At 68.6% G+C, this 25,071-nt stretch carries 23 protein-coding genes and 1 tRNA gene; 7 read left to right on the top strand and 17 right to left on the bottom strand.

Annotated features, from left to right (window positions below; genetic code table 11):
- Position 1 precedes the first annotated feature (1 nt).
- On the top strand, positions 2–892 hold the full coding sequence (gene accD / locus WC597_RS05975) for an acetyl-CoA carboxylase, carboxyltransferase subunit beta (RefSeq protein ID WP_372692388.1): 891 nt from the start codon (positions 2–4) through the stop codon (positions 890–892).
- Here accD and WC597_RS05980 read toward each other — a convergent pair.
- Positions 847–1,290, bottom strand: coding sequence for a DoxX family protein (locus WC597_RS05980; protein ID WP_372692389.1), 444 nt, complete (start codon positions 1,288–1,290; stop codon positions 847–849). The genes accD and WC597_RS05980 overlap by 46 nt on opposite strands.
- A 36-nt stretch (positions 1,291–1,326) precedes the next feature.
- Here WC597_RS05980 and WC597_RS05985 point away from each other — a divergent pair, with 36 nt between their 5' ends.
- The gene (locus WC597_RS05985; protein ID WP_372692390.1) at positions 1,327–2,613 is read left to right on the top strand and encodes a folylpolyglutamate synthase/dihydrofolate synthase family protein; all 1,287 of its coding nucleotides are present in this window, start codon (positions 1,327–1,329) and stop codon (positions 2,611–2,613) included.
- A 143-nt stretch (positions 2,614–2,756) separates the two neighbouring features.
- Here WC597_RS05985 and WC597_RS05990 read toward each other — a convergent pair whose 3' ends face one another.
- The 8 genes from WC597_RS05990 to WC597_RS06025 all read right to left on the bottom strand — a co-directional run bounded on the left by WC597_RS05990 (position 2,757) and on the right by WC597_RS06025 (position 13,159).
- A complete protein-coding gene (locus WC597_RS05990) occupies positions 2,757–2,954 on the bottom strand; it encodes a hypothetical protein (protein WP_372692391.1) in 198 nt (65 codons plus the stop codon).
- Between the two features lie 72 nt (positions 2,955–3,026).
- Positions 3,027–3,362, bottom strand: coding sequence for a thioredoxin (gene trxA / locus WC597_RS05995; protein WP_135193854.1), 336 nt, complete (start codon positions 3,360–3,362; stop codon positions 3,027–3,029).
- A 125-nt stretch (positions 3,363–3,487) separates the two neighbouring features.
- The gene (gene addA, locus WC597_RS06000; RefSeq protein ID WP_372692392.1) at positions 3,488–6,922 is read right to left on the bottom strand and encodes a double-strand break repair helicase AddA; all 3,435 of its coding nucleotides are present in this window, start codon (positions 6,920–6,922) and stop codon (positions 3,488–3,490) included.
- A complete protein-coding gene (addB, locus tag WC597_RS06005; RefSeq protein WP_372692393.1) occupies positions 6,919–9,957 on the bottom strand; it encodes a double-strand break repair protein AddB in 3,039 nt (1,012 codons plus the stop codon). Before addB ends, addA begins: the two co-directional genes overlap by 4 nt.
- A 71-nt stretch (positions 9,958–10,028) precedes the next feature.
- Positions 10,029–10,739, bottom strand: coding sequence for an N-acetylmuramate alpha-1-phosphate uridylyltransferase MurU (gene murU, locus WC597_RS06010; protein ID WP_372692516.1), 711 nt, complete (start codon positions 10,737–10,739; stop codon positions 10,029–10,031).
- Between the two features lie 26 nt (positions 10,740–10,765).
- Positions 10,766–11,863 (bottom strand): N-acetylmuramate/N-acetylglucosamine kinase AmgK, encoded by a 1,098-nt coding sequence (gene amgK, locus WC597_RS06015; protein WP_372692394.1) that lies wholly within the window; start codon positions 11,861–11,863, stop codon positions 10,766–10,768.
- Positions 11,850–12,308: a tRNA (adenosine(37)-N6)-threonylcarbamoyltransferase complex ATPase subunit type 1 TsaE gene (tsaE, locus tag WC597_RS06020; RefSeq protein ID WP_372692395.1), complete on the bottom strand. Its 459-nt coding sequence runs from the start codon at positions 12,306–12,308 to the stop codon at positions 11,850–11,852. Before tsaE ends, amgK begins: the two co-directional genes overlap by 14 nt.
- The gene (locus tag WC597_RS06025) at positions 12,305–13,159 is read right to left on the bottom strand and encodes a GNAT family N-acetyltransferase (protein WP_372692396.1); all 855 of its coding nucleotides are present in this window, start codon (positions 13,157–13,159) and stop codon (positions 12,305–12,307) included. Before WC597_RS06025 ends, tsaE begins: the two co-directional genes overlap by 4 nt.
- 115 nt (positions 13,160–13,274) lie before the next feature.
- Between WC597_RS06025 and WC597_RS06030 the strand changes: the two genes are divergently transcribed.
- Positions 13,275–15,359, top strand: coding sequence for a prolyl oligopeptidase family serine peptidase (locus WC597_RS06030; protein WP_372692397.1), 2,085 nt, complete (start codon positions 13,275–13,277; stop codon positions 15,357–15,359).
- Between the two features lie 13 nt (positions 15,360–15,372).
- On the opposite strand, the gene WC597_RS06035 is transcribed toward WC597_RS06030, so the two are convergent.
- Both WC597_RS06035 and WC597_RS06040 read right to left on the bottom strand, forming a co-directional pair.
- Positions 15,373–15,756 (bottom strand): type II toxin-antitoxin system VapC family toxin, encoded by a 384-nt coding sequence (locus tag WC597_RS06035; RefSeq protein WP_372692398.1) that lies wholly within the window; start codon positions 15,754–15,756, stop codon positions 15,373–15,375.
- A complete protein-coding gene (locus WC597_RS06040) occupies positions 15,753–15,998 on the bottom strand; it encodes a type II toxin-antitoxin system Phd/YefM family antitoxin (RefSeq protein ID WP_372692399.1) in 246 nt (81 codons plus the stop codon). The genes WC597_RS06035 and WC597_RS06040 overlap by 4 nt, the downstream gene beginning before the upstream one ends.
- Positions 15,999–16,110: 112 nt before the next feature.
- On the opposite strand from WC597_RS06040, the gene WC597_RS06045 reads away from it, so the two are divergent.
- Positions 16,111–18,222, top strand: coding sequence for a prolyl oligopeptidase family serine peptidase (locus WC597_RS06045; protein WP_372692400.1), 2,112 nt, complete (start codon positions 16,111–16,113; stop codon positions 18,220–18,222).
- Between the two features lie 75 nt (positions 18,223–18,297).
- On the opposite strand, the gene WC597_RS06050 is transcribed toward WC597_RS06045, so the two are convergent.
- Positions 18,298–18,606 (bottom strand): hypothetical protein, encoded by a 309-nt coding sequence (locus tag WC597_RS06050; RefSeq protein WP_372692401.1) that lies wholly within the window; start codon positions 18,604–18,606, stop codon positions 18,298–18,300.
- A gap of 247 nt (positions 18,607–18,853) precedes the next feature.
- Between WC597_RS06050 and WC597_RS06055 the strand changes: the two genes are divergently transcribed.
- The 3 genes from WC597_RS06055 (at position 18,854) to WC597_RS06065 (ending at position 22,176) form a co-directional block, all read left to right on the top strand.
- Positions 18,854–20,830, top strand: a complete 1,977-nt coding sequence (locus WC597_RS06055) for an AsmA family protein (RefSeq protein ID WP_372692402.1) — start codon at positions 18,854–18,856, stop codon at positions 20,828–20,830.
- A gap of 63 nt (positions 20,831–20,893) precedes the next feature.
- Positions 20,894–21,745, top strand: coding sequence for an alpha/beta hydrolase (locus tag WC597_RS06060; protein ID WP_372692403.1), 852 nt, complete (start codon positions 20,894–20,896; stop codon positions 21,743–21,745).
- An 83-nt stretch (positions 21,746–21,828) separates the two neighbouring features.
- Complete coding sequence (locus tag WC597_RS06065) at positions 21,829–22,176, top strand: hypothetical protein (protein WP_372692404.1); 348 nt, start codon at positions 21,829–21,831, stop codon at positions 22,174–22,176.
- A 50-nt stretch (positions 22,177–22,226) separates the two neighbouring features.
- Here the strand turns inward: WC597_RS06065 and WC597_RS06070 are convergent.
- The 5 genes from WC597_RS06070 to WC597_RS06090 form a co-directional block, all read right to left on the bottom strand.
- A tRNA-Leu gene (locus WC597_RS06070) sits at positions 22,227–22,311 on the bottom strand.
- 47 nt (positions 22,312–22,358) lie between these two features.
- The gene (locus WC597_RS06075) at positions 22,359–23,114 is read right to left on the bottom strand and encodes a hypothetical protein (RefSeq protein WP_372692405.1); all 756 of its coding nucleotides are present in this window, start codon (positions 23,112–23,114) and stop codon (positions 22,359–22,361) included.
- Positions 23,111–23,647 carry a DUF1453 domain-containing protein gene (locus tag WC597_RS06080; RefSeq protein WP_372692406.1) on the bottom strand — a complete coding sequence of 179 codons (537 nt, stop codon included), beginning with the start codon at positions 23,645–23,647 and terminating at the stop codon, positions 23,111–23,113. The genes WC597_RS06075 and WC597_RS06080 overlap by 4 nt, the downstream gene beginning before the upstream one ends.
- Positions 23,648–23,707: 60 nt before the next feature.
- Positions 23,708–24,727 (bottom strand): fumarylacetoacetate hydrolase family protein, encoded by a 1,020-nt coding sequence (locus WC597_RS06085; protein WP_372692407.1) that lies wholly within the window; start codon positions 24,725–24,727, stop codon positions 23,708–23,710.
- A 44-nt stretch (positions 24,728–24,771) separates the two neighbouring features.
- Positions 24,772–25,038, bottom strand: coding sequence for a hypothetical protein (locus tag WC597_RS06090; RefSeq protein ID WP_372692408.1), 267 nt, complete (start codon positions 25,036–25,038; stop codon positions 24,772–24,774).
- Positions 25,039–25,071: the final 33 nt, after the last annotated feature.

The raw sequence follows: 25,071 nt of genomic DNA on the forward strand, positions 1-25,071 counted from the left end.
CATGGTCGACAAGAACAAACCTCAGGAAAAGCGCGGCGGCTGGCTGAGCCGTTTCGCGCCCGGTGTCCGCAAGATCGTGTCGCGCCGCGACACGCCGGACAATCTGTGGGTCAAGGATCCAGACAGCGGCGAGATGCTGTATCGCTCGGATCTGGAGGCGTCGCTGTGGGTGACGCCGTCGGGCCGTCACATGCGGATCGATGCGCCGACGCGCCTGAAGGCCACCTTCGACGGCGGCGTTTTCCAGGCCATCGATACGCCGGACGTGCCGGAAGATCCGCTGAAATTCTCGGACGGCAAGTCCTACAAGGATCGCCTGAGCGCGGCGCGCAAGGCGTCGGGCCGCAAGGACACCATGGCCATCGGCTATGGCAAGGTCGGCGGTCAGGACGCGGTCGTGATCGTTCAGGACTTCACCTTCATGGGTGGATCGCTGGGCATGGCGGCGGGCGAGGCCTTCATCAAGGCCGCGCGCGAGGCCGTGTCGCGCAAGGTTCCGATGATCTGTTTCACCGCCGCCGGCGGCGCGCGGATGCAGGAAGGCGCCCTGTCGCTGATGCAGATGGCGCGCACCACCCTGGCCATCGAAGAGCTGAAGGATGCCAAACTCCCCTATGCCGTGGTCCTGACGGACCCGACGACGGGGGGGGTGACGGCCTCCTACGCCATGCTGGGCGACGTGCATCTGGCGGAACCGGGCGCTCTGATCGGCTTCGCCGGTCCGCGCGTGATCGAGGCCACCATCCGCGAGAAACTGCCGCCGGGGTTCCAGCGTGCGGAATATCTGCAGGAAAAGGGCATGGTGGACCGGGTCGTGACCCGCGCCGACCTGCCGCGCACCCTGGGTCAGATTCTCTCGATGCTGATGGGCGGCACGCGCGTCGCCGCCTGAGGCCGTCTGAAGGGCCAGTCGATCGCGGTCGAGGCCCACAGGCACCACCAGACGATGACCGGCTGAAGCAGCAGGCGCGGGCCGTGATAGGCCCATCCAAGCCCCGTGCCTGAGGTCAGGCCATCGACGGCGTGCTGGACGTTGGCGGGGTAAACGCAGACCGCATAGAGGGCCAGCGCCCATCCCGCGACGACGCGCAGGCGCGGGATCATCAGCCCCGCCGCGCCCAGCAGTTCGGCGATCCCCGTCAGCGCCACGACCAGAGCGGGGTCGGCGACCCAGTGCGGCGTGATCCGCATGAAGGGGCCGGGAACCATCAGATGCAGCACGCCGGCGCCCAGGAAGACCGCCGCCAGGACGATGCGGACCGCCGTTCTGATGTCCGGCCTGGAAGTCATGTCGCGGTTCTCGAAATCAGGGGCTAAAGGAGGCGGATGGATCCCGTCTCCGAACGTCTACGTGCGCGCCACCCCCAGCGGATCGACCTGTCGCTGGAAAGAATGCGCGTGCTGTGCGCCGCCCTGGGCGATCCGCAACACAAGCTGCCGCCGGTCATCCATGTGGCGGGCACCAACGGCAAGGGCTCGACTGTCGCCCTGATCCGCGCCATCGCCGAGGCGGCGGGCTTGAAGGTTCACGCCTATACTTCGCCCCATCTGGTGCGGTTCAACGAGCGGATTCGTCTGGCGGGAAAGCTGATCGAGGACGAGGCGCTGAACGCCATCCTGGACCGGATCGAGGCGGTCATGGCCGAGACGAACAGCGAGGCCACGGTGTTCGAAAGCACCACCGCCGCTGCCTTCCTGGCCATGTCCGAGACGCCCGCCGACCTTGCCATCATCGAGGTGGGTCTGGGCGGAGTGCTGGACGCGACAAACGTCATTGAGCGGCCGCTGCTCAGCGTCATCGCCCCGGTGGATTATGACCATGCGGAGTTCCTCGGCACGGATCTGGCGGGGATCGCCTCGGAAAAGGCGGGGGTGCTGAAAGCCGGGGCGCCGGCCGTGATCGCGCGCCAGAAGGAAGAGGCGATGGCGGCCATCGAGCGCCGCGCCGCCGACGTCCATGCGCGGCTGACCGTGCTGGGAGTCGATTTCGACGCCTGGGCCGAGCGGGGCGGCTTGGCTTTCCAGACGGCCGAACTGTTCATGGACCTGCCGGCGCCGGCGCTGGCGGGCGCGCACCAGATCGACAATGCGGCCCTGGCCGTGGCGGCGGCGGTCGAGCTGGACCTGCCTGAAACCGCGATCGCCGAAGGGCTGAAGGCCGTGCGCTGGCCCGCACGGCTGCAACGGATTTCGGCCGGACCTTACGGCGAGGCGGCGCGGGCGGCCGAGGCCGAACTTTGGCTGGACGGGGGGCACAATCCCCACGCCGCAAAGGCACTGGCGGCGTTTCTGGCCGAGCGTCAGGCGAGGGCCCCGCGTCCCCTGGCCCTGATCTGCGGCATGCTGTCGAACAAGGATGCAGGCGGGTTCTTCGCCGCCTTGAAGGACGGTCAGGCGACGGTCTTCACTGTCGGCTTCGACGGGGCGGCGGCCGATCCCGTCGCTCTTGCGGCTGTAGCGCGCGGGCATGGACTGGCGGCGACGCCGGCGGGATCGGTGAGCGATGCGCTGGACCTGGCGCTGCGTCTCGGCGCCGGCCGCGTGGCGATCTGTGGGTCGCTGTATCTGGCGGGCGAGGTGCTGGGGGCCAGTCGAGAGACCTGGCCGGAATGAACCTCTCCCTCCCCTTCATGGGGAGGGGCGGCGAAGCGAAGCGCAGCCGGGGTGGGGCAGTCAGGACCGCACTCATGCCCTTTCGGGCCCCACCCTGATCGCTGCGCGATCGTCCCTCCCCATGAAGGGGAGGGAGAGTCGTTCTATTTGCTCATCCAGGGCCGCGATTTGCCGGCTGCGATCCGGGCGTTCTGTTCGCGCTGGAACCGGCCGCCGCGAGGGGCCTTGGGTCTGCCGTCGAGCGCCGCGTTCTTCAGGCGCAGGGCGCGCTGGACGGAGGTTTCCCCGGGAATCTCCTCGTCGGAAATCGGGGCGGGGGTCGGGGGGTCTTCGTCGCTCATGATGGCATCCTAGCATGAAAACGCCCGCCGGTCGGGACCGGCGGGCGTTTGATCTTCACAGGTAGATAAGGATCAGGCGTCGGCCTTGACGCCGGCTTCTGCCAGCCATTCGACGATCTTGCCCTTGGGCATGGCGCCGACCTTCATCGAGGTCATCTGGCCGTCCTTGAACAACATCAGCGTCGGGATGCCCTTCACGCCCAGCTTGGACGGGGTCATGGGGCTGTCGTCAATGTTGATCTTGGCCACGGTGACCTTGCCGCCCAGTTCGTCGGCGATCTGCTCCAGCGCCGGGCCGATCTGTTTGCAGGGGCCGCACCATTCGGCCCAGAAATCCACCAGCACGGGGGTGGACGACTTCAGGACGTCGGCGTCGAAGCTTTCGTCGGTGACTTTTACCGTCGCCATAAATGGTCTCCCTTTGTGGCGCTAACGCTTGGCCCGCAGGGCCTCGCTGCTTGAGCGCCGAATTGTGGCGCGCTGGACGGCTGCCCAGCGTTCAGTCGCAGATGTGGGAGCGAATCGCGGGCAATTCAACTGTTCGCCAACGCCGCGTCCAGCATGGCCTGCGGGATGGGCATGAGTTTCGGGCCGTCGGTCCAGACCAGGGCGGCCTCGATCGGGCGGTCGGGATAGAGGCGTTTGAGCACGGCGACATAGACGGCGGCTTGCAGGACATAGGCGGGATCAACGGCCGCGATGGCGTCCGGGGCGGGGCGGTTGGTCTTGTAGTCGACGACCAGCACCCGTTCGGGCGTGACCACCAGCCGGTCGATGCGGCCATTGATCGCCACGCTCGACGGGCCAGGCAGGGCGCCGGTCAGCGCGACCTCGGCGCGGGAGCCGGGGCCGAAAACGGGGGCGAAACGGGCGTCGTCCAGCACCGAAAAGGCGGCGGCGATCATCTCGGCGCGCTGGGCCTCGTCCAGATCAGTCTCGCGGGCCAGCAGGCGGCGCGCCGCGTCGGGACGGTCGGCGGGCGTGATCTCTGGCAGGCGCTCCAGCAGTCGGTGGATCAGGTCGCCGCGCCGGAACCGGCCCAGGGCCGCGCCGCCAGCCGCGCTGCGGGCCAGGGGCGAGGGGGCGGGGATGCGGATCGATCCCTCCATCCGCGACGGCGAGGCGAAGCGGGCGGCGGCGTCGGCCGGAGGCAAGGCGGCGGCCCAGGCGGGAAGGGTAGCGGCGGAACGGATTTCGGCGTCGGCGACCGGGCGGCATTCGGGATCGACGCCGTAGCGGCGCACGCCATTATCGACCTCGCGCGCCTGATCGCCCAACCGGTCGAAGGTCTCTTCGATGATCGACCACCAGCTGCCGGCCTCGGCGCCCCGGCTGGAGGCGCGGCCCATGACGATGACGCGGTCGCGGGCGCGGGTCAGGGCGACATAGAGCAGGCGCAGGGTCTCGTCGTCGGTGCGGGCCTGGCGCGCGGCGCGGGCGTCGGCCGAGGCGGGACAGTCGTCACGGGCCGAACCGGGGGCCATCAGCCAGGCCTCGCCTTCGCCTTCCGGCGTGACGGCGGGCATCAGGGACGGGCCTTGCGCCTTGGCCTTCATGGTGGTGTCGGGCAGGATGACGATGGGCGCCTCAAGCCCCTTGGCGCCGTGCACGGTCATCACGCGGACCTCGCCGCGCGCCCCCTCCAGTTCGCGCTTCACCTCGACGTCGGCGGCCTCCAGCTGGGCCAGGCAGGTTTCCAGATCGACCGCGCCCCGGTTCTCGGCGGCCAGCACCTGGTTCAAGGTTTCGTCGATGGCCTCTTCCGCCTCGCGGCCCAGCCGGGCCAGGATGCGGGCGCGGCCGGAGCGGCCGGTGTCGTCCACGCGGTTCAGGGCCTGGGAGAAGAAGGTGAAGGGATCGCCGCCGCGCGCGCCGATGGCGGCTTGCAGCGCATCGCGGGCGCGGGTCCATTCGGGGCGTTCGTGGGCCCGGTCACGCAGGTCGCGCCACAGCTGGCCGGCCTTGCGGTTCTCGCGGCCGGCCAGCGCATAGAGGCCGTCCTCGTCCACGTCGCACAGGGGGCTGCGCAGCACCTCAGCCAGGGACAGGTCGTCGTCGGGGAAGAGGGCGAACCGGGCCAGCGAGATCAGGTCGTCGAACACGATATGGCTGGACAGTTTCAGCCGGTCGGCCCCGGCGACGGGCACGCCCTCGGTCTTCAGCGCCCGGATGATCTCCTCGAACGTCGCGTCACGGCGGCGGACCAGGACGATGTAGTCGCCGTATCCTGCGGGGCGCAGGTCGCGCGTGCTGCGGTCGAAGACGGCGACGCCGCTTTCGACCTGGCGGCGGATTTCGCGGGCCAGGTCGCGGGCCAGACGTTTACGCGCGCTGCCGGCGCTTTCCTGATCGACAGGATCGTCCCAGGCGTCGGTCTCCGGCGCAGGTTCGTCGAGGAACAGGGGCCACAGGTCGATGGCGCCGTGCTGGCCGATGCGGGCGGGGATGTGGCGGGCGATGTCGCCTTGCGGACCGGTCAGGGCGCGGGTGCGATCGGGATCGGCGAAGACGGCGTCGACTAAGGCCAGCACCTCTTCGGTCGAGCGGTAGGAGGTGTTCAGCTCCGGCCCGGCGAAGGGTTCGCCGGCGCCCTCGGCCAGGGCGAGAAACGCGCCGCGTTCCTGACGCAGCCGTTCGGGCCGGGCGCCCTGGAAGGAATAGATCGACTGTTTTTCGTCCCCGACGGCGAAGACCGTGCGGCCGGATGTCTGGCCAGAATAGAACTCTCCGGTCAGGGCGCGGACGATGGCCCATTGTTCGGGGGCGGTGTCTTGGGCTTCGTCGATCAGGACGTGATCGACCCCGCCGTCCAGCTTGTACAGCACCCAGGCGGCGGCTCCGCTCTCGGTCAGCAGGGCGGCGGCGCGGGCGACCAGATCGGGGAAGTCGAGCGCGCCCTTCGACCGTTTGGCGTTTTCGTAGAAGGCGGCGTGGGCGCGGGCCAGGGTCAGGACCTTGACCGTGTCGTCGGCGATCCGCGTCTTGCGCAGGGCCTCGCGCGTCGCGAGGAATTTCGTCTGGAGATCGACCAGCCAGCCGACCGCCCCCTGCGGCGCCGACTTGGTGCCCATGCTCTTTCGCGGCTCGCCCGCCTGGGTGCAAAAGACCCCGGCCAGCGCCGCGAAGCCGGCGTAGGGGGGCGCGGCGACGCTCATGGCGTCGGCGATCTTCCTGTCGTTGGTCGAGCCGGTCTCCATGGCCTCGGCCATGCGGTTCCATTCGCCGGGATCGATGAAGGCGACGAAGTCCCGCTCCAGATCCTCAGGCGTGCGGTCGCGCTCGGCGCCGGTCAGGGACCAGGGATCGGGCGCGGTCCCGGCCTCGGCGCGGTCCACATAGTCCAGCAGGTCGGCGCGTTTGGCCTCGATCATCGACAGCAGGGCCTGGAACCTCTGCCAGTCCAGTTCGACGGCGAAATGGCTGTAGGCCTGGCCGATGGGACCGTCCGGGTCGGCGACGGCGGCGCGGGCCAGGTCCTCGCGCGCGGAATGGCTGAGGGCGGTGGCGGCTTGGTCTTCCAGCACGATGAAGCGGGGCGAGACCCCGGCCTCCAGCGGGAAGCGACGCAGCAACTTCTCGCAGAAGGCGTGGATGGTCTGGATTTTCAACCCGCCTGGCGTCTCCAGCGCGCGGGCGAACAGTTTGCGGGCGCGCGACAGGGCGGCGTGATCCATCGCCTGCGGGTCGCCGTCGTCCAGCCGGGCCAGTTCGCGCGACAGGGCGGCGTCGTCCAGCACGGCCCAGCCACCCAGCTGGTCGAACAGGCGCGCCTGCATCTCGGCGGCGGCGGCCTTGGTGTAGGTGACGCACAGGATGGCGCCGGGATCGACCTGGTCCAGCAGCAGCCGCGCCACCCGGTTGACCAGGGTAGTGGTCTTGCCCGAACCGGCGTTGGCGGTGACGAAGACGGTCAGGCGCGGATCGGCGGCGACGATCTGGGGGGAGACGATCTGGGGCGACAGACTCATTCTTCGTCCCCGTCGCCGATGACCGACCATTCCCAGACGCGGGCAAGATGGTCGTAGTTGCCGCCCTGGTTGCCCATGAACTGGGGCGCGGCCCAGGAGACGTAAGGGGTGTTCTCGTCGTCGAAGCGGGCGACGCGACGCTTCAGCCCGTCCAGCGCGGCCTGGGCCAGGTCGGCGGCCTCAAGCCCCGAGGCGCGGGTGATGACCTCGCCCGCCGTCTTTCGCCCGACCACCCGGACATAGGTCAGTTCGTCGGGCGTGACCGGGCCGTTGGTGCGCGCGAACCCGCCGTCGGCCAGGATGGCGGCGGTCAGGGTCAGTTGCGGGGCGAAGCCGGACTTGACCTGTTTGGCGGATGGCGCCGCCCCGGTCTTGAAGTCCATCACCGCCGCCCCGTCGGACGCCAGCTCGATCCGGTCGGCGAAGGCCTTGACGGTGAAGGGGCCGGCGGGGGCGTCGAAGGTCATGGTCCCCTGCTGCTCGACCAGGATGTCGATGCCGCGCGCGCGCCGGCGCCGCTCGAAGTCGGTCAGCCAGCGGGCGGCGTTGCGGGCCAGGGGGCCTTCGCGGGCCATGGCCGCGTCCTCGAACCCGCGCGCGCCCAGTTCGCGCAGCAGATGGCCGTGCAGCAGGGCCTCGGCGTCGTCGGGCAGGACGTCGGGCCAGTCCAGCGTCAGCCGCTCGACGGCGGCGTGGACGGCGTTGCCGCGCGCGAGCGCTTCGGCAGAAGCGCCGGGCCGATCAAGCGCCTCAAGCCCCAGCACCCACAGGGCGTAGATGGCGTAGGGGTCGCGCACCCAGCGTTCGATCCGGGTGACATAGAGGCTGCGCGGGCGGCGATGCACCGGCGGGCGGGGCTCGGGCCGTTTGGCGAACTGGGGCGGGCCTGCCGGGGGTGCGTCCAGAGCGCGGGCCCAGTCGATGACGGCGGCAGGGCGGGCGATGGCGACGGGCGTCTCGGCCGCGTCGGCGCCGCGCGTCAGCATCTCCAGCCGCCACAGCCAGCGCGAGCGGACGGCGGGCTGGCCGCCGCGCCGCTCGCTGTGGATCAGGATGACCTCGTCGGCGCAGGCGGCCTGGACGAAGTCCTGCGCCGTCTGGCCCAGGCGGCGTTCAGGCGGGGGCAGACCCAAGGCTTTGCGCATCGGGCGCGACAGGAAGGGGTCGGTCGGGGCGGCCTGGGGCCAGACGCCTTCCTCCAGCCCGGCCAGGATCATCCGGTCGGCGCGCACCAGACGGGCCTCGATGGCCCCGAGAATCCGCAGCGACGGATGGGTCGCCCCGCCGGTCCGCACGACGTTTTCCTTGACCAAAGACGTGACCAGTTCGGCCAGTTCGGCGCGGCGGATTCGGCCCAGCGACGCCCCGCCCTCGATCAAACCGGACAGGAGGGCGGCGGCCGCCTCGCCGTCGGGACCGGCCCAGGCGTTCTGGCCCGCGAGGGTCTCGATCAGCCGGGTCAGGGCCGAGGCGGCGAGGTTCAGGTCGGCGTCGGGTGTGAAGGCGGCTGTGGCGGCCTCGACGGCGGCCTGCAGATGCTCGACCAGCCGGGTCGCGGCCGACAGGCGTTCACGCTTCCATTCGGGCGGCGCCTTGCCGCGCCGGTCGGGCTGGACCGCCTCCAGCAGGCGGCGATGGATGGCGGCGAAGTCGCGCGGGCGGGGGCCGCGCAGGGCGTGCTCCTCCAGTGCGGCGACCGCGGCGGCTTGAGAGGCGTCGCCCAGGTCGAACCGGGCCAGCGGATGTTTGACGACGGCCAGCAGCAGATGGGGCTGGACCGGATCGGCGATCCAGCGGGCGCACAGGTCGACCAGGGCGCCGGCGGGCAGGCGCGACAGGGGGCTGCCCGCCGAGGAATCCGGGATCACGCCCCAGCGTTCCAGCCGGGCGGCGACGCGGCGGCCCAGGGCCTGATCCGGCGTCACCAGGGCGCAGGTTTTTCCGGGGGTTTCCAGCGTCTCGCGCATCATCAGGGCGATGGCGGCGGCGGCCTCCTCCTCGGCGCGGACGGTCAACAGGGACAGGCCCTGCAAGCCCTCGGCGATGGGATCGCGGGCCTCGCCGCGCGCGACCGCAGCCGAACGGATGTCGCGAATGGCGCCGCGCCAGTCGTCGGTGGCCTCTGCCGGACGCAGGGCCTCGTTGACCAGCCGCTGACGCGCCAGGCCACGCGCTTGGACGGCCGGAGAAACGGCGGGGCGGAACCAGGGACGGACGGTCTCGCGTGCGATCTCGCAGCGATCCAGCAGCCGTTTCATCGCGCTCTGCGGATGCTGTTCGTCCAGCCGGTCCCAGACCCCGGCGTCCAGATCGAGGTCGAGTCCGGGCAGGACGACGCAGCCCAGCGGGGCCTTGGCCACGGCCTTCAGCACGTCGCCGGCGGCGGGGACGGTGCCGGTCGAGCCGGCGGCGATGACGGCCTGGGTCGGGGGGTGGGCGTCCCACAGTTCCGCGAGGCGGCGCAGCAGGGTCGCGCGGCGCCAGGCCGGATCGACCAGGCCCAGTTCGGCCAGGCGTTTGGGCCAGGCGGTGACGGCGAGGCCCAGGAACTCGGCCGACCGCTCCCAGTGTTCGGCCATCTCACCGTCGACCAGGGTTGCGATACGTTCGGGGTTGGGGATTTCCTCCAGCTGGCAGGAATCGAGGAAGCCGCCCAGGGCGTCGGCCAAATCCAGCGCACGCATCGGGCTCAGGCTGGGGTCGAACTGTTCGACGATCATCCGCGCCATCTCGAACCGGCGCGTCAGGGCGGGAATGGCGGGCGGCAGATCGAGGCCCAAGGCGCCGGGCGTGAAGGGTGGCTCGTCCTCCTCCAGGTCGCCCAGCGGCCGGACCTGGGGCAGCAGAATCGGTCGGTCGCCCGACAGTTTCGACAGGGCGCCGGTGAAGGCGCGCGCAGCCCGGCGGTTGGGCAGGAGGATGGTGGCGTCCGACAGGGTCTCGGGCGGCAGTTCGCCCAGCCAGGCCAGGACGCCGGCAGCCAGGTCTTCGAGGAACGGCCGGTGCGCGGGGATGGCGTACCAGCGGGGGCACATTCCTGTTTCCCTAGCGCCGCCCGCGCGGCGGTCGGCTGCTTGAGGGAGATCCGCGAATGGGTCGAAGGCGCTCACGCGTCTCCCGCCAGTTTCGCCTCGGCCTGATCCCGCGCCTGGGGATCGCCGACGTGCATCCAGTCGCCGTCGAGGACGCAGCCGAACAGACGGCCCTGGGTGGCGGACTTGCGCCACAGGGGGCTGAGGGAGAAGGGGCCTTCGCAGCCGTTGTCGGCATAGCCGGGCCGGGTGATGTGGACGCCCATATAGGCGTAAGGCGCCGATGCGGCCGCGCCCCGGAAGGCCAAGCGGCCCCCCTCTCCAGAAATGGAGTCGCGCACGAAGAAGTCGCCGTCGCCTTCGAAGCCGATGGAGCCTTCGCGGCGGGCCAGCAGCAGCGCGGCGTCCATCGTCTCGGGGTTCCACAGGCGGACCAGATCGCCTAGCGCATCGCCCCGGTCGATCCAGACGCTGTCGATATTGGCGACGAAGACGGGATCCTCGCCCAACAGGGGATGGGCCTTCTTCAGCCCGCCGCCGGTCTCCAGCAGTTCGGCGCGTTCGTCGGAGATGACGATCTGCGGGCCGCGTTCGCGCGCGGCCAGATGGCTTTCCAGACGGTCCGCGAACCAGTGGACGTTGACCACCGCCGTTTCGACCCCCGCCTCTGCCAGTCGGTCCAGCACATGGTCGATCAGGGCGCGGCCCTGGACCTCGATCAGGGCCTTGGGGCGGTCGTCGGTCAGGGGGCGCATCCGGGTGCCCAGGCCGGCGGCCAGCACCATCGCCGTCCTGGGCGCGATCTTGTGGGTCATGCGCGAACCTCGGCAGGGACATGGCGGTCGAACCAGCGGGCGACGGGCGCCAGGGCCGGCTGTTCCAGATTGGCGTTGAGATGCCGCCACATGCGCGGCAGGAAGCGGGCGTAGCGCGGCTTGCCGTCGCGGGCGATCAGACGGGCGAAGATGCCGATGATGCGCGCCTCGTTCAGGGCGGCGAGCCCGGCGTAGTCGGCCATGAAGGCGGCGCGGTCCACGCCGGGACGCAGGGCAAAATAGCGGTCGAGGGCCTCGGCTTCCAGCGCGGGGGAGACGTCGCGGCGGGCGTCCTGCAACAGGGAATGCAGGTCCCAGGACGGGTGGGCGCGGACGGCGTCCTGGAAGTCGATCATGCCGACGCGGGCGGGGCCTTCACGCTCGGGCAGCCAGATCAGGTTCTCGGCGTGATAGTCGCGGTGGGCCATGACCGAGGCCCCGGCCGCGCCCGAGGCGACGATGGGCGCCCAGGCCGCGCGCCAGTCGGCGATGGCGTCGTCGTCGAAGGCGACGCGCTCGTCCAGCTTCGGCAGCCAGTCGACGAACAGATCCGCTCCCCCCTGAAGCGCCGCCTCGTCATAGGTCAGCAGCGGCCAGTCGCCGCCGGGGCCGTGCAGGGTCTGCGGCGGGGTTTCGGCCTCGTGCAGGACAGCCAGGGCCTCAATGGCGGCCAGATACAGCGGCGTCTCGTCGGCGCCTTCCTCGATCACGCGGGCGAACAGGGCGTCGCCGAAATCCTCCAGCACCGCCAGACCGTTGGGGGCGTCCAGGGCCGGGATGTCGGGGGCGGACAGGCCCAGCGACTTCAGGTGGGCGGCGACGGCGGCGAAGGCCTCGATCCGGCCGGCGGACAGGCGGGCGACGGCGTTCCAGCCGGCGGCGTGGCGCTGCTCAGGCGTCCAGGCCGGATCGGCGGGCGGGCTTTCGGCGGCGGGGGCCTGGTCCATCAGCATCAGGGTCGGACCGTCAGCCGGGGTCAGCCGCTCGTAGCGCCGCGTCGAGGCGTCGCCGGGCAGGGGGGCGCGCACGGCGTCGGCCAGACCGGCGGACGCCAGGAAGTCGAGACAAAGCTGTTCGCGGTCAGAAACGGACATGGTCGATCAGTTCTTTCCATCGGCCTACGCCGGAAACGGTCGCAAGGCGGCCTTCGCCCTGCTCCGAGATCGTAACGGTGAGTTGGTCTGGCCCCAGGAATCGGCCGGGCTCGTCGCCCAGACGCTCGGGCCATTCGATGACGGCGCATCCCTCGTCCAGCGCCTCGTCCAGACCGATCTCGAACGCCTCTTCCGGCCGGGTCAGGCGATAGAGGTCGAAATGGGCGACGGGCGGGTCGCTCTCATAGAACTGGACCAGGGTGAAAGTCGGCGACGGCACGTCCTCGTCGGGCGTGGTCAGGGCGCGGATCAGGCCGCGCGCCAAGGTGGACTTGCCCATGCCCAGCGGACCGTAGAGCAGCAGGCTGTCGCCCGCCGCCAGCAGGGGGGCGATGGCCTGGCCCAGGGCGGTGGTGGCCTCGGCGTCGGGCAGTTCGATCTTCATGCGAACACCGCGTCTGGATCGGCGGCCAGGGTGCGTTCGGTGAAATGTTTCAGCGCCTCGGTGGCCCTGGCGGCGTCCACGTCCAGCCGGTCGGCGGGGATGGGCAGGCCGACATCGACGCCGAACGGCTTGTTCGCCTTGTTCAGCAGTTCGTGGAACAGGGTCACGTCGCGCAGCTCCTGCGAGACCTTGTCGAACAGGTGGAACAGGCGGCTGTAGGGGCCGGTGACGTGCATGGGGATCACCGGCGCATCGTATTTGCGCGCCATCGAGGCGGCGGTCGGCGCCCATTCGGGGTCGGTCAGGACGCCGTTCCTCTCGCGCGCCAGACGACCGGCGGGGAACATGACGACGCAGCGTTCGGCCTCGAAGGCTTCCTTGGCGGCGGTCAGGGTGGCGCGGGTCTTTTCACGGGTGCGTTTGTCGTGGACCCATTCGACGGGGATGATGGTCTCGTCCAGCCGGGGCGAGACGCGGATGGCGTCGGCGTTGGCGAAGAAGATCATGTCGCTGCGTCGCCGTTTGATCGCGTCGAACACGGCGACCCCGTCGGCGATGCCGGTGGGGTGGTTGCAGACGACGATGCAGCGGCCGGTCGCGGGCAGGCGATCAAGGTTGGTCGTCGTGACCTTCAGCTTCAGCAGGTCGGACACGTAGTCGAAGGTCTGCGTCCCCGACAGGGGCTGGATAGCGTCGGCCATCCGCACCGCCGCCCCATAGCCCAGCACGCCATACAGGGCCGGGCGCACCACGGGCCATAGGTGCGAGGCGGTCAGGCGCGGCGCGCGTTCGGCGATCAGCACATCGACGATGTGAGGCCTGCGCCGTGCGGGTGTGGAGGATGCGGTCATGGATGAACGCTTGTCGCCGGTTCGGTCGGAGGGGGCAAGATGCGCGGCGTCCTGTGAGCTTGGCGATCCGTCAGGCGACCCCTATCACTGGCGAAAACCTGTGGGGAGTTGAGACATGACGCGTTCGCGCTGGATGGCGGCCGCCGCCTTTGGAAGTCTGATGCTGGCCGCCGCGCCGGCGTTCGCTCAGCAGGCGGCGCCTGCGCCGGTCGAGGCCGCGGCGCCTCCATCCCAGGCCCAACCGCGCGGTTTGTCGCTGAAGGACTTGGCGATGATGGAGCGGGTCAGCGAGCCGCGCGTCTCGCCTGACGGTCGCCAGATCGTCTACGCCGTGCGCACCACCGACTGGGACGGCAACAAGGGCGTCAACGGCCTGTGGCTGGCGGATGTCGCGGGGGGAGAGCCGCGCAGGCTGGCGATTTCCGAAGGCGGCGCCTCGGGCGCGCGCTGGGCGCCGGACGGCGGGGCGATCTATTTCCTGTCGTCGCGGGGCGGGTCGAACCAGGTCTGGCGCACCGATGCGGCCGGGATGGCGGCGGCCCAGGTGACGACCCTGCCGTTCGATGTGTCGGGTTTCCGCATCGCACCGGACGGCAGGTCGCTGGTGCTGGCGGTCTCGGTCTTCGTCGATTGCGACGCCCTGGCCTGCACCAAGACGCGGCTGGATGCGCGAGGGAAATCGACGATCCAGTCCTACGACCGTCTGCCGTTGCGCGACTTCGATCACTGGGTCGATACGCGCCGCACCCATCTGTTCGTCCAGCCCCTGAACGGGTCTGGTTTGGGCGGCGGCGAACCGCGCGACTTGCTGATGGGCCTGGACGCCGATGTGTCGGCGGGCGATTCCAGCTTCGACATTTCGCCGGACGGCCGGACCCTGGTTTATGGCACCCAGACGCAAGGGGCGGGCGAGCCTTTCACCAGCAACAGCGATGTCTTTCGCGTGGCGCTGGATGGCGGCGCGCCGATCAACCTGACCGAGGCGAACAAGGGACCCGACGGCAATCCTGTCTTTTCGCCGAACGGTCGCCAACTGGCCTGGCTGTCGGCGCCGCGCGAGAATGTCGGCGGGGATCAGGCGGCAGTCTGGGTCGCCAACGCCGACGGCTCGGGCGCGAAGAAGCTGACCGACTGGGATCGCGGCGCGGGCGGCCTGCAATGGCGCACCGACGGGCGGTCGCTGCTGGTCTCGGCGGCGGACGAGGGCCAGAACCGGCTGTTCTCGGTCGATTCACGCAACGGCAGGGTCACGCCCCTGACCGGGACCGGCACGGTCGGGTCGTATGAAGAGGTGGCGGGCGTCCTGGCCTATGCCCACGAAAGCTTCGTCGCTCCGGCGCAGATCTTCGTCCACACCAATAGCGAACCGCGCCAGATCAGCCGCCAGAACGCCGAGGTGCTGGCGCAACTGGACCTGCCCAAGGGCGAGGCCTTCACCTTCGCCGGCTGGAACAACGAGCCGGTGCAGGGCTGGGTGTTCAAACCCGCCGGTGCGGTCGAGGGGCGGCGCTATCCGGCCGTCTATCTGATCCATGGCGGGCCCAAGTCGCCCTGGACCGAGAGCTTCTCCTACCGCTGGAACCCGCAGACCTATACGGCCGCCGGCTATGCGGTGGTGATGATCAACTTCCACGGCTCGCCCGGTTACGGCCAGGCCTTCACCGACGCCATCAACGACCACTGGGGCGACCGGCCGCTGGAGGATCTGGAGAAGGGCTGGGCGGCGGCCCTGTCCAGCAATCCGTGGATCGACGGCGACCGGGCCTGCGCCCTGGGCGCCTCCTACGGCGGCTATATGGTCAATATGATCGCAGGCAAGTGGAACGGGCCGTGGCGTTGCCTGGTCAACCACGCCGGGGTGTTCGACGTGCCCCAGCTGATGAACGCCATGGATATCGGCAACTTCATCCACGAGTTCGGCGGGCCGAGCTGGGAGCGCAAGGAGGTGTACGACGCCTTCAACCCGGAGACCTTCGTCGGAGACTGGAAGAAGCCGATGCTGGTGCTGCACGGGTCCAAGGATTTCCGCGTGCCGATGGAGCAGGGGTTGGCGACCTTCTCGGCCCTGCAGCGTGAGGGGATCCCCAGCCGCTTCATCCATGTGCCGGACGAGAATCACTGGGTGCTGAAGCCCCGCACCTGGGTCGACTGGCAGCAGGAGATTTTGGACTGGGTCGGCCGTTACACGGCGGCCCAATAGGTCGCCAAGCAGGTCACCAGATCCGGGCGACCCCGAAACTGTCGAACAGGCGCTCGTTGGACACGAGCGTCAGTTCGTTAAGCAGGCCCTGAGCGATCAGCAACCGGTCGAACGGATCGCGGTGATCGCCTTCCATGCGGCCGGCGAGGCTCGCGTCGCGCCAGGTTACGGGAAGCTCTGTGAACGCTTCGTTCTGCATGACCTGAAGAAAGTGCTCAGCCAGCATCTCGCCGTTCGGCAGTTTGCCGATCCGGTATTTGATGGCGATCTCGATGGCCGAGACGCTGCTCACGAATATGGTTTCGGCCGATCGAATGGCCTGTCTCGCCGGTTGCGTCAGGCGCTCGTCATCCCAGACCCACCACATGAGGGCGTGGGTATCGAGCAAGACATTCAATCGCCGCGTCCTTCCCACAGCCGAAGTTCTTCCTCAGGAAGCGGATCGAAGAAGCTTTCGTCGAACTTGCCCACGCCCTTCAGCCGGCCCGGCTTGCGATCAGGCTTTGCGGCTGGTTCGAAAGGCACGATCCGCACGGCCGGCTTGTCGCCGCGGGCGATGACGACCTCTTCGCCGCGTTCGGCGGCGGCGATCAGTTTGGAAAGATGGGTCTTGGCGTGGTGGACGGTGACGGTGGTCATGTCGCGCTCCTTGGACCCACTATCTTAGCTAAGCCAGTCGTTCGCGACAACTTCCGCCTGGCGAACGGCGGTGCTACGCCTTGGCGCAGCAAGATTTCCGAGGAAGAGCTTGATGCGTCACCGTTCCCTTCTGTCCGCCGCCTGCGCGGCTGTCGCCCTGATGAGCGCCGTTCCTGCCCTGGCCCAGGTTCCGCCCGCCCCGGTTCCCGCAGCGCCCGCGACGCCCGACGCCTTCACCTATAAGGACATGATCACCGCCAACCGGCTGGGCGATCCGCAGGTGTCGCCGGACGGCCGTTATGTCGTCTATTCGGTCACCACCACGGACGTGGACGCCAACCGCCGCGCGGGCAGCCTGTGGATCCTGGACCTGAACGCGCCGGACACTGCGCCGCGTCGCCTGGCGATCTCGGATCAGGGCGCCAACACCGCGCGCTGGGGCGGGGACGGCAATCTGTATTTCCTGTCGGGCAAGTCGGGCGCGAGCCAGGTCTGGCGTGTGGCCTCGCCCACGTCGGCGCCGGTGCAGGTGACCAACCTGCCGACCGACGTGAACGCCTATCGGATCAGCCCGACGGGCGACAAGGTGGCGGTGTCTCTGGCGGTCTATCCGAACGCGGCCGACCTGAACGCCTCGGTCGAACAGGGCAAGGCCATCGCCGATCAGAAGACGACGGGCCAAGTCTATGACCGCATGTTCGTGCGTCACTGGGACACCTGGAACGACCACACCCAGAACCACCTGTTCGTCCAGTCCATCGGCCGCGACGGCAAGGCGACGGGAACGCCTTCTTGGATCACCAAGGGCTTCGATGGCGACACGCCGTCCAAGCCGTTCGGCGACGAGAGCGAGTTCGTCTTCACGCCGGCGGGTGACGCCGTGGTCTTCTCGGCGCGTCTGGCGGGTCAGACCGAGCCGTGGAGCACCAACTTCGACCTATGGAAGACCAACGGCCTGACCGGCGACGGCACCTTCACCAACCTGACCGACGACAACGACGCCTGGGACACCGGCCCGGTCTTCTCGCCGGACGGACGGACCCTGGCCTATCGCGCCATGGCGCGGCCGGGCTTCGAGGCGGATCGCTATCAGATCGTGCTGATGGATGTCGAAACCGGCCAGAAGCGCGAGATCGCCTCGAACTGGGACCGGTCGGCGGACACCCTGCAATGGTCGCGCGACGGCCAGACGCTGTACACGACGGCGGGCGACGTCGGTTCGACCAAACTGTTCTCGGTGGATACGCGCAACGGCGTGGTGACGCCGATCACGGGCGCGGGCCACGTCTCGGCCTTCCAGCAGACGCCGTCGGGTTTTGTCCTGGCTCAGGACAGTCTGAAGGCCCCCAGCGACCTCTATTTCAAGACCTTCCTGGGTCGCGAAATGCCGTTGCGCCTGACCAACGCCAACCCGGCCTTCGACGCCAAACAGTTCGGCGAGTATGAGCAGTTCAGCTTCCCCGGCTGGAACAACGAGACGGTCCACGGCTATGTCATCAAGCCGGCCGGCTATGTTGAGGGCCGCAAATATCCGGTCGCCTTCCTGATCCACGGCGGGCCGCAGGGCTCGTTCGGCGACGGCTGGTCCTATCGCTGGAATCCCGAGACCTACGCCGGCGCCGGCTATGCGGTGGTGATGATCGACTTCCACGGCTCGACCGGCTACGGTCAGGCCTTCACCGACGCGATCAGCCAGCACTGGGGCGATCGCCCGCTGGAAGACCTGCAGAAGGGCTGGGCGGCGGCGCAGCAGAAATACAGCTTCCTGGACGGCGACAACGCCTGCGCGCTCGGCGCGTCGTACGGTGGCTATATGATCAACTGGATCGCCGGTAACTGGTCCAACGAGTTCAAGTGCCTGGTCAACCACGACGGCGTCTTCGACACCTTTGGCATGGGCTATTCCAGCGAAGAGCTGTGGTTCACCGAGTGGGAATACGGCGGCACCCCGTGGGACAAGCCGGAGGGCTATCAGAAGTTCAACCCGGCCAACCATGTCGAGAACTGGAAGACGCCGATGCTGGTGGTTCAGGGCGACCGCGACTTCCGCATTCCGACCGCGCAAGGGTTGTCGACCTTCACGGCGCTGCAACGTCGCGGCATCGACAGCCGCCTGATCGTCTTCCCCAACGAGAACCACTGGGTGCTGAAACCGGCCAACAGCCTGCAATGGCACAATGAAGTGTTCGGCTGGCTGAACAAATATCTGACGCCGGCGCAGTAAGCCGCGTCAGCTTGAAATGACAAAAGGGGCGCGGTCGTCAGACCGCGCCCCTTTTTCATGCGTCGGGCCGCAGGATCAGAGCGAGGCGCGCATCTGGGGTGCGCCGGCGAGGCGGTCATACTGGTGTGCGGTCATGCAGCGCGGGGCGGCCCAGCGCTGGCCCGATTGGCGGGCGGCGACCGCCTGTTGTGCGGTGACGAAGGTGGGGGTCACGCCGTTGTCGCGCTGATAGGCGAGGCGCGAGGCCGCATCGGTTCCACAAACCATGACGGACTGGAGAACGGCTGCGCGTTCGGCGCGCGGCGTCGAGCTTTGGGCCAGACTGGGCGACGCGGCGGCCGCCAGGGCGGCGACGATCAGGGCAGGGGTGAGAAAACGGGTCATCGGGTCATCCTCCATGGCCTGAATTAAGATCAGGACTCTGACGAAATATGCGCCGATATTTCTGTTTGTAAAGAATATGCGACAAGTTCACGTCAAATAGACGACGACTGACGAGAGGTTGACGTTGCGGCGCCAAACGGGGGCTGATGCGTTCTCTGTGGCTGACGGAGACGAGCGATTGTCGAACCCACGGAATTGGCGGACTTTTCGGGCTGGCGTGCATCAAAGGGCGCTGGTTCCGGCGGGCGTGCGCCTGCGGTCCTGGCGCGACTGGGTTCGCGACAACGACCCCGTCTATGCGGCGGCGCGGCGGCCCGGATCCGCAGAAAAATGGGCGGCGGGGGTCGTGCTGGTCCTCGTCGCGGTGGTGTTGCTGTTTTTGGCCCTGTTCGATTGGAACATGCTGCGTGGACCTATCGGCCGTTGGGCCTCGGTCAAATACGATCGCCAGATCGCCCTGACAGGGGACCTGGACGTCAACCTGTTCAGCTGGACGCCGTCCGCCGTGGTGCGGGGGCTCAAGGTCGGCGGGCCGGACTGGGCGCGGGATCGCGACACGGCCGACGTCGACGAGGTCCGCGCCTCGGTCAGGCTCAGGAAACTGCTGGCCGGCCAGATCGAGATGCCGCTGCTCAGCTTCACCCGGCCCAGGGTCGTGCTGATCTCGACCAAGGACGGTCGCAAGAGCTGGGAGCTGAACCCCAACAAGCCCGACACCGGCGAGGGGCTGAAACTGCCGGTGATCCAGCAATTGATCATCACCGACGGTCAGCTGTCCTTCGACGAACAGCGGCGGGGCCTGACGCTGCAGGCCGCCGTCAACGCGCGCGAGGCCGCCAGCGGCGCCGCCGGCTTCCTGCTGGACGGGCGAGGCACGGTGAACGGCGCGCCTCTGACGCTGAAGATCGAGGGCGGTCCCTTCATGAACATTCGGCGCAACCGGCCCTATCGGTTCGAGGCCGAGGTCAGCGGGGCGGGATCTTCCCTGGTCGCAAAGGGCGCGATCACCCGCCCGTTCGACCTGGGTCGGTTCGATGCGACCCTGACGATGCAGGGGCGCAATATGTCGGACCTCTATCTGCTGACCGGCGTCACCCTGCCCAACACGCCGCCCTATCGGCTGTCGGGCGCGCTGAACCGTAACGAGCGGATCTGGACCTTCAAGGATTTCGACGGGCGCGTCGGTGCGTCCGACCTGTCGGGCGAGGTGCGGGTCGATTCCGCCCAGCGCCTGAGGGTGGATGCGCAACTGACCTCGCGCCGCCTGGACATCGACGATTTGGCCGCCGTGCTGGGTGCGCGGACCCGGACCAATGCGGCCGGCACCGACACCGAGGCGCCGGTCGTGGTCGGCGGCAAGCTGCTGCCCGACGCCAAGCTGCAGACCGAACGCCTGCGCACCATGGACGGAACGCTGACCTACCGGGCGGCGGCGGTGAAGGCGAACGCGTTCGATGTGCGCGCCGTGAACCTGGGCGCGGACCTGAAGGACGGCATCCTCAAGCTCGACCCGATCAGCTTCAACTTCAACCGCGGCGAGATGAACGGCACGGCGCGGATCAATGCGACCCGGGACACGCCCTACAGCACGGTGGATCTGCGGCTGGCCGGCTATCCGCTGGAATCGATCATTCCCGCCCGTAACGGCTCCGTCCCGTTAAGCGGTCGCGCCTTGGGCCGCGCCAGGCTGGAAGGGCCGGGCGCCTCGATCCATGATTTCGCGGGGGCGTCGAAAGGCTCGCTCAGCCTGGTGGTGCCGAACGGTCGGATGCGGGCGGCCTTTGCCGAACTGCTGGGCATCAACGCCAGCGCGGGCCTGCTGAAACTGCTCAGCGGCGATCAGTCCGAAAGCCAGATCCGCTGCGCCGTCGCCGATTTCAGCGTCAGCGGGGGCACGGCGACCGCCCGCACCTTCGTCATCGATACGGATGTGGTCCTGGCCCAGGGCAAGGGCACGATAAATCTGGGCGCCGAGACGATGAACCTGCGCATCGAGGGCGAATCCAAGAAGCCGCGCCTGCTGCGTCTGTGGGCGCCGATCACCGTCTCCGGCCCGCTGACGGCGCCCAAGGTCGGGGTCGATCTGGGCGATGTGGTGTCGCAGGGCGGGCTGGCAGGCCTGCTGGGCGCGGTGGTGGCGCCGGTGACGGCCCTGTTCGCCTTCGTCGATCCGGGCCTGGCCGAGGACGCCGACTGCGGTCGACTGATTACGGGAGCACGGTAATCATCGGGGCGACGAAGACCGAATCGGCGGCGCGAACGTATTGAGCGCGATGGAGCACTCCGCATGACCCGCCGTGGACTTTTCGCGCCCGCCCTGGGGCTTCTCGCCGCCGCCTGCTCGCCGCTGGGCCTGCTCAACACCCTTGGGCCAAGGGACGGAGGCGTGCGCCGCGTCGCGCGCGACATCGCCTATGGCGACGATCCGCGCCAGCAGATGGATATTTACGCCCCGACCGCGCCGGGATCCTATCCGACCTTGGTCTTCTTCTACGGCGGCGGCTGGGATTCAGGGTCGCGCAGCCAGTACGGCTGGGCGGCGCAAGCGCTGGCGGCGCAAGGGTTCGTCGTGGCCCTGCCGGACTACCGCGTCGTGCCCCAGGTCATCTTCCCGGCCTTCATCGAGGACGCCGCCGCCGCCACGGCCAAGGCGGCGGATGTGGCGGCTCAGTATGGCGGCGATCCCGCGCGCCTGGGCGTGCTGGGCCATTCGGCGGGCGCGCACCTGGCGATGATGATCGCGCTGGACCGGCGCTACATGGCCGCTGTCGGTCGGCCCGGTCTGATCAAGGCGGCGGCGGGGCTGGCGGGGCCTTACGACTTCCTGCCTTTCGACGTGGCGGCGTCGCAGAATGCCTTCGGTCGCGCGCCGGACCCGACCCTGACCCAGCCCGTCACCTTCGTGCGCGCCGACGCCCCGCCGCTGTGGCTGGGCCACGGCACGGCGGACACGGTGGTCCACGACGAGGACACCATCATTCTGGATGAACGGATGCGGGCGGCGGGCGGCCGCTCGGAGGCCAAGCTCTATCCGGGCCTGGACCACGCCGACCTGATCGCGACCTTCTCGCCCCTGTTCCGCAAGAAGGCGACGGTGCTCGCCGACGTGGCGGGGTTCTTCCACCGCCAGTTGGGCTGATCGGCTCTTGCGCTTTCAAGCGTCGCGGTTTGAACTGAGGTGAAGCGGATGCGGCTGATCGCTTCCCCAGCCGAGAGTTTGCGATGAACGCCGCCACGAACGCCGCCGCCAATATTGCCGCAAATGCCGCGATCAACGCCGCGCGCGTCCGCAACCGGGTCGTGGAGCATTTCCAGAAGGCCGGGGCGCTGACCGCCGACACCGCCATCGCCTTGCCGCCCAAGTCCCCACGCCACACCGTCGACGCCCTGATCAAGCACAAGGTGATCGTGCCGGTCGGGGAAGGGTTGTTCTATCTGGACCTCGAAGCCAACGCGCGTTCAAACCGGGATCAGGCCAAGGCCGGGATCGCCGTCGTCATCGGCCTGGTCGTCGTGCTTGCGATCGTGATCGGCGCCTTGGCGATCGCACGGCAGTTCGCCGTATCCTGACGTCCGCCGCGCCGGGCCGGCGGGTGAAAACGCTTATCATGTGAAGAAGGTGGTGCGGGCGGCCGGGGTCGAACCGGCACTCCTTTCGGAACAGGATTTTGAATCCAGCGCGTCTACCAATTCCACCACGCCCGCAGAGGCCGCCTCATGCCACAGAGCGGTGAGGCGGGTCTAGTGTTCGTTCAGCGTTCCGTCATGCTGAAGGTCATTCTTGTCGTGAAGACGCCGCCCGACTGTATAGGCGCCCCGTCGATGCGTTCCACTCGCCCGCTTGTGATCATTCGCAAGGCATGGCGGCCAAAGCCCGAGCGTGCGGGGTTTTCGTCCAGAAGGGCGCAATCTTTGGGTTTGCCGCGTTCATCAACGGAGCACTGAATCAAAGCTTCCGCATAGTTGGCTGAGGGCAACGTCGGCGGCGGGGTTATCCTTGGTGGGACGGCCCAGACGACATCCAGGGGGCGGGGATCATAGATTGCGTCGGCAGCGTTCTCCAACGCGACGTCGCAAGCCGTCATTACCGCGTCGAGCGCCGCATGATCGCGGGGAAGGGCGAGTTGGTAGCGTTGTGCTCGACGGTCACCCTCCGCAGGAATGCGCACGGTGAAGCTCTCTGACGAACGAAGGTGGCGTGCGTAGATTGAGGGGGCTGGAGCCAAAACGACCGAGCCGTTGCTGTTCGGCGCGACCGACCAGACCGAGGATACCAGCACCGGGTCGCGGAGACTGACGTCGAGTTTCCGGGTTCCTTCGGAGGCGCCAGTCGTCGGCAGTCCTCCCAACGCGAACACGAACCGCCCATTTCGGCAAGCCGCCGAGAGGGTCACCCCGACATCGTATTCAATAGACGCAGCTTCCAGGCCGTCCCTTTTGGTCGCCGTCCACGCCAGATCCGGTGCGACGGCCTCTTGCGCGAGCGCCAGCAGCAGGCCCGCGATCACGCCACGACCTCGACATGGCTGTCCGTGCCGCCGGCCTGGATGCGGCGGGCGCGGATGTACATTTCGACGCGCTGCATGACGATCAGGCCCATGGCGAAGACCAGGAAGGCGTCGGTCACGGCCATGGCGTTCAGATGCCATTCGGCGGCGTGGCTCTCGATCAGGTCGCGCAGCAGCGACCGGCCCGCGAACAGAACGACCAGCAGGATCAGGCCCAGAGGCGAGGCCTGGGCCATCAGCGAACCGTTCGGCTCCTTTTCGATGGTGACGGTCTTGCCGCGATACCAGCCGGCGATCCCGCCCAAGACGCCGCCGATGGCCAGCACCGCCCAGGCGTCGGGGCCGAACGGGGCGTGGGCCATATTGGGGTTCTGAGCCGTGCCCCACAGACCCAGGCCGATCAGCGGCAGGACGATGGCCGGCATGACCCACAACAGATGCGGCTTCAGCACCCGCTTCCTGCGATTTTTCAGCAGCACGACCACCAGCATGATCGGAATCATCAGCAGCGGGATCAGTTTTTCAGGCGGCACGTCGTCTCTCCCCAAGACTTTGCGGCCTCCCCCGAGGCCGACGCCATCAATCTAGCGCTGTCATTCTGCGCTGGAAAGCGGGCCGACCGTCTGTTCGATGGCGCCGAAGATCGAGTGGTGACGGTCGTCCAGCATCTCGATCCGCACCGTGTCGCCGTGCTTGAGGAAGGGGGTCTCGGCGGCGCCGCGCAGGATCGTCTCGACCGTGCGGACCTCGGCGATGCAGCTATAGCCCAGGCCGCCTTCAGATACCGGCTTGCCGGGGCCGCCGTCGGCGTCCTTGTTGGACACAGTGCCCGATCCGATGATGGTCCCGGCGCCCAGCGACCGGGTCTTGGCCAGGTGGGCGATCAGGGTTCCGAAGTCGAAGGTCATGTCGACGCCGGCGTCGGCTTTGCCGAAGTCGGAGCCGTTCAACTGGACGGTCAGCGCGCCGTGCAGCTTGCCGTCTTTCCATCGGTCGCCCAGGGCCTGCGGCGTGACCAGAACCGGCGACAGGGCGCTGGCGGGCTTGGACTGGACGAAGCCGAACCCCTTGGCCAGTTCGGCGGGGATCAGGTTGCGCAGGCTCACGTCGTTGACCAGGCCGACCAGGCGGATGGCGGCCAGGGCCTGTTCCCGCGTCGCGCCCTGCGGCACGTCGCCGACGACCACGACGATCTCGGCTTCGAGGTCGCAGCCCCAGGCTTCGTCGGCCAGGGGGATGGGATCACGCGGCGCCAGGAAGCTGTCGGAGCCGCCCTGATACATCAGCGGATCGGTCCAGAAGGTCTCGGGCATTTCGGCGCCGCGCGCCTTACGCACCAACTCGACGTGGTTCACATATGCCGAGCCGTCGGCCCACTGATAGGCGCGGGGCAGGGGCGAAGCGGCCTCGTGTTCGCGGAAGCGACCGCGCGGCACGCCCTCATGCTCAAGGCTCTCAGCCAGGGCCTCCAGCCGGGGCCCGCACTGGTCCCAGTCGTCGAGCGCCGCCTGCAGCGTCGGAGCGATCAGGAAGGCGTCGGTGAACCAGTTCAGGTCCTGCGAGACGACGACGAGGCGGCCATCGCGGCCGTGCTTGAGCGAGGCGAGTTTCATGGACAAAGGCCTAAACCGAATTCACGGGGTTGGAAACCGAGCGATCACCCGTTTGGCGTCAACAAGGCGCGGGCCTCGGCGCCGGTGCGGGCGGCCGCGTCGCGAACCTCGACCTCGACAATGACGCCGCCCTTGGGATCGACCGCCCATATGTAGCGGCGCTCGACCTCGACCGTGCGGCCGGAGGGGGCGAAGCCTTCGTAGCTGTCGCCCCAGGGGGTGATCTTCTTCAGTTCGACGAAGGGCATGGCGCAGGCGGCGTCCAGCTCCTCCTGGGCCATCACGGTCAGTTCGTCGTCGGTTGCAGGCATGGGCGTGTCAGTCTGAACGAAGGGAGTGAGGAG

Origin of the sequence: Brevundimonas sp. (genome assembly GCF_041648115.1) — a bacterium.
In the GTDB taxonomy this organism is placed as follows: Bacteria; Pseudomonadota; Alphaproteobacteria; order Caulobacterales; family Caulobacteraceae; genus Brevundimonas.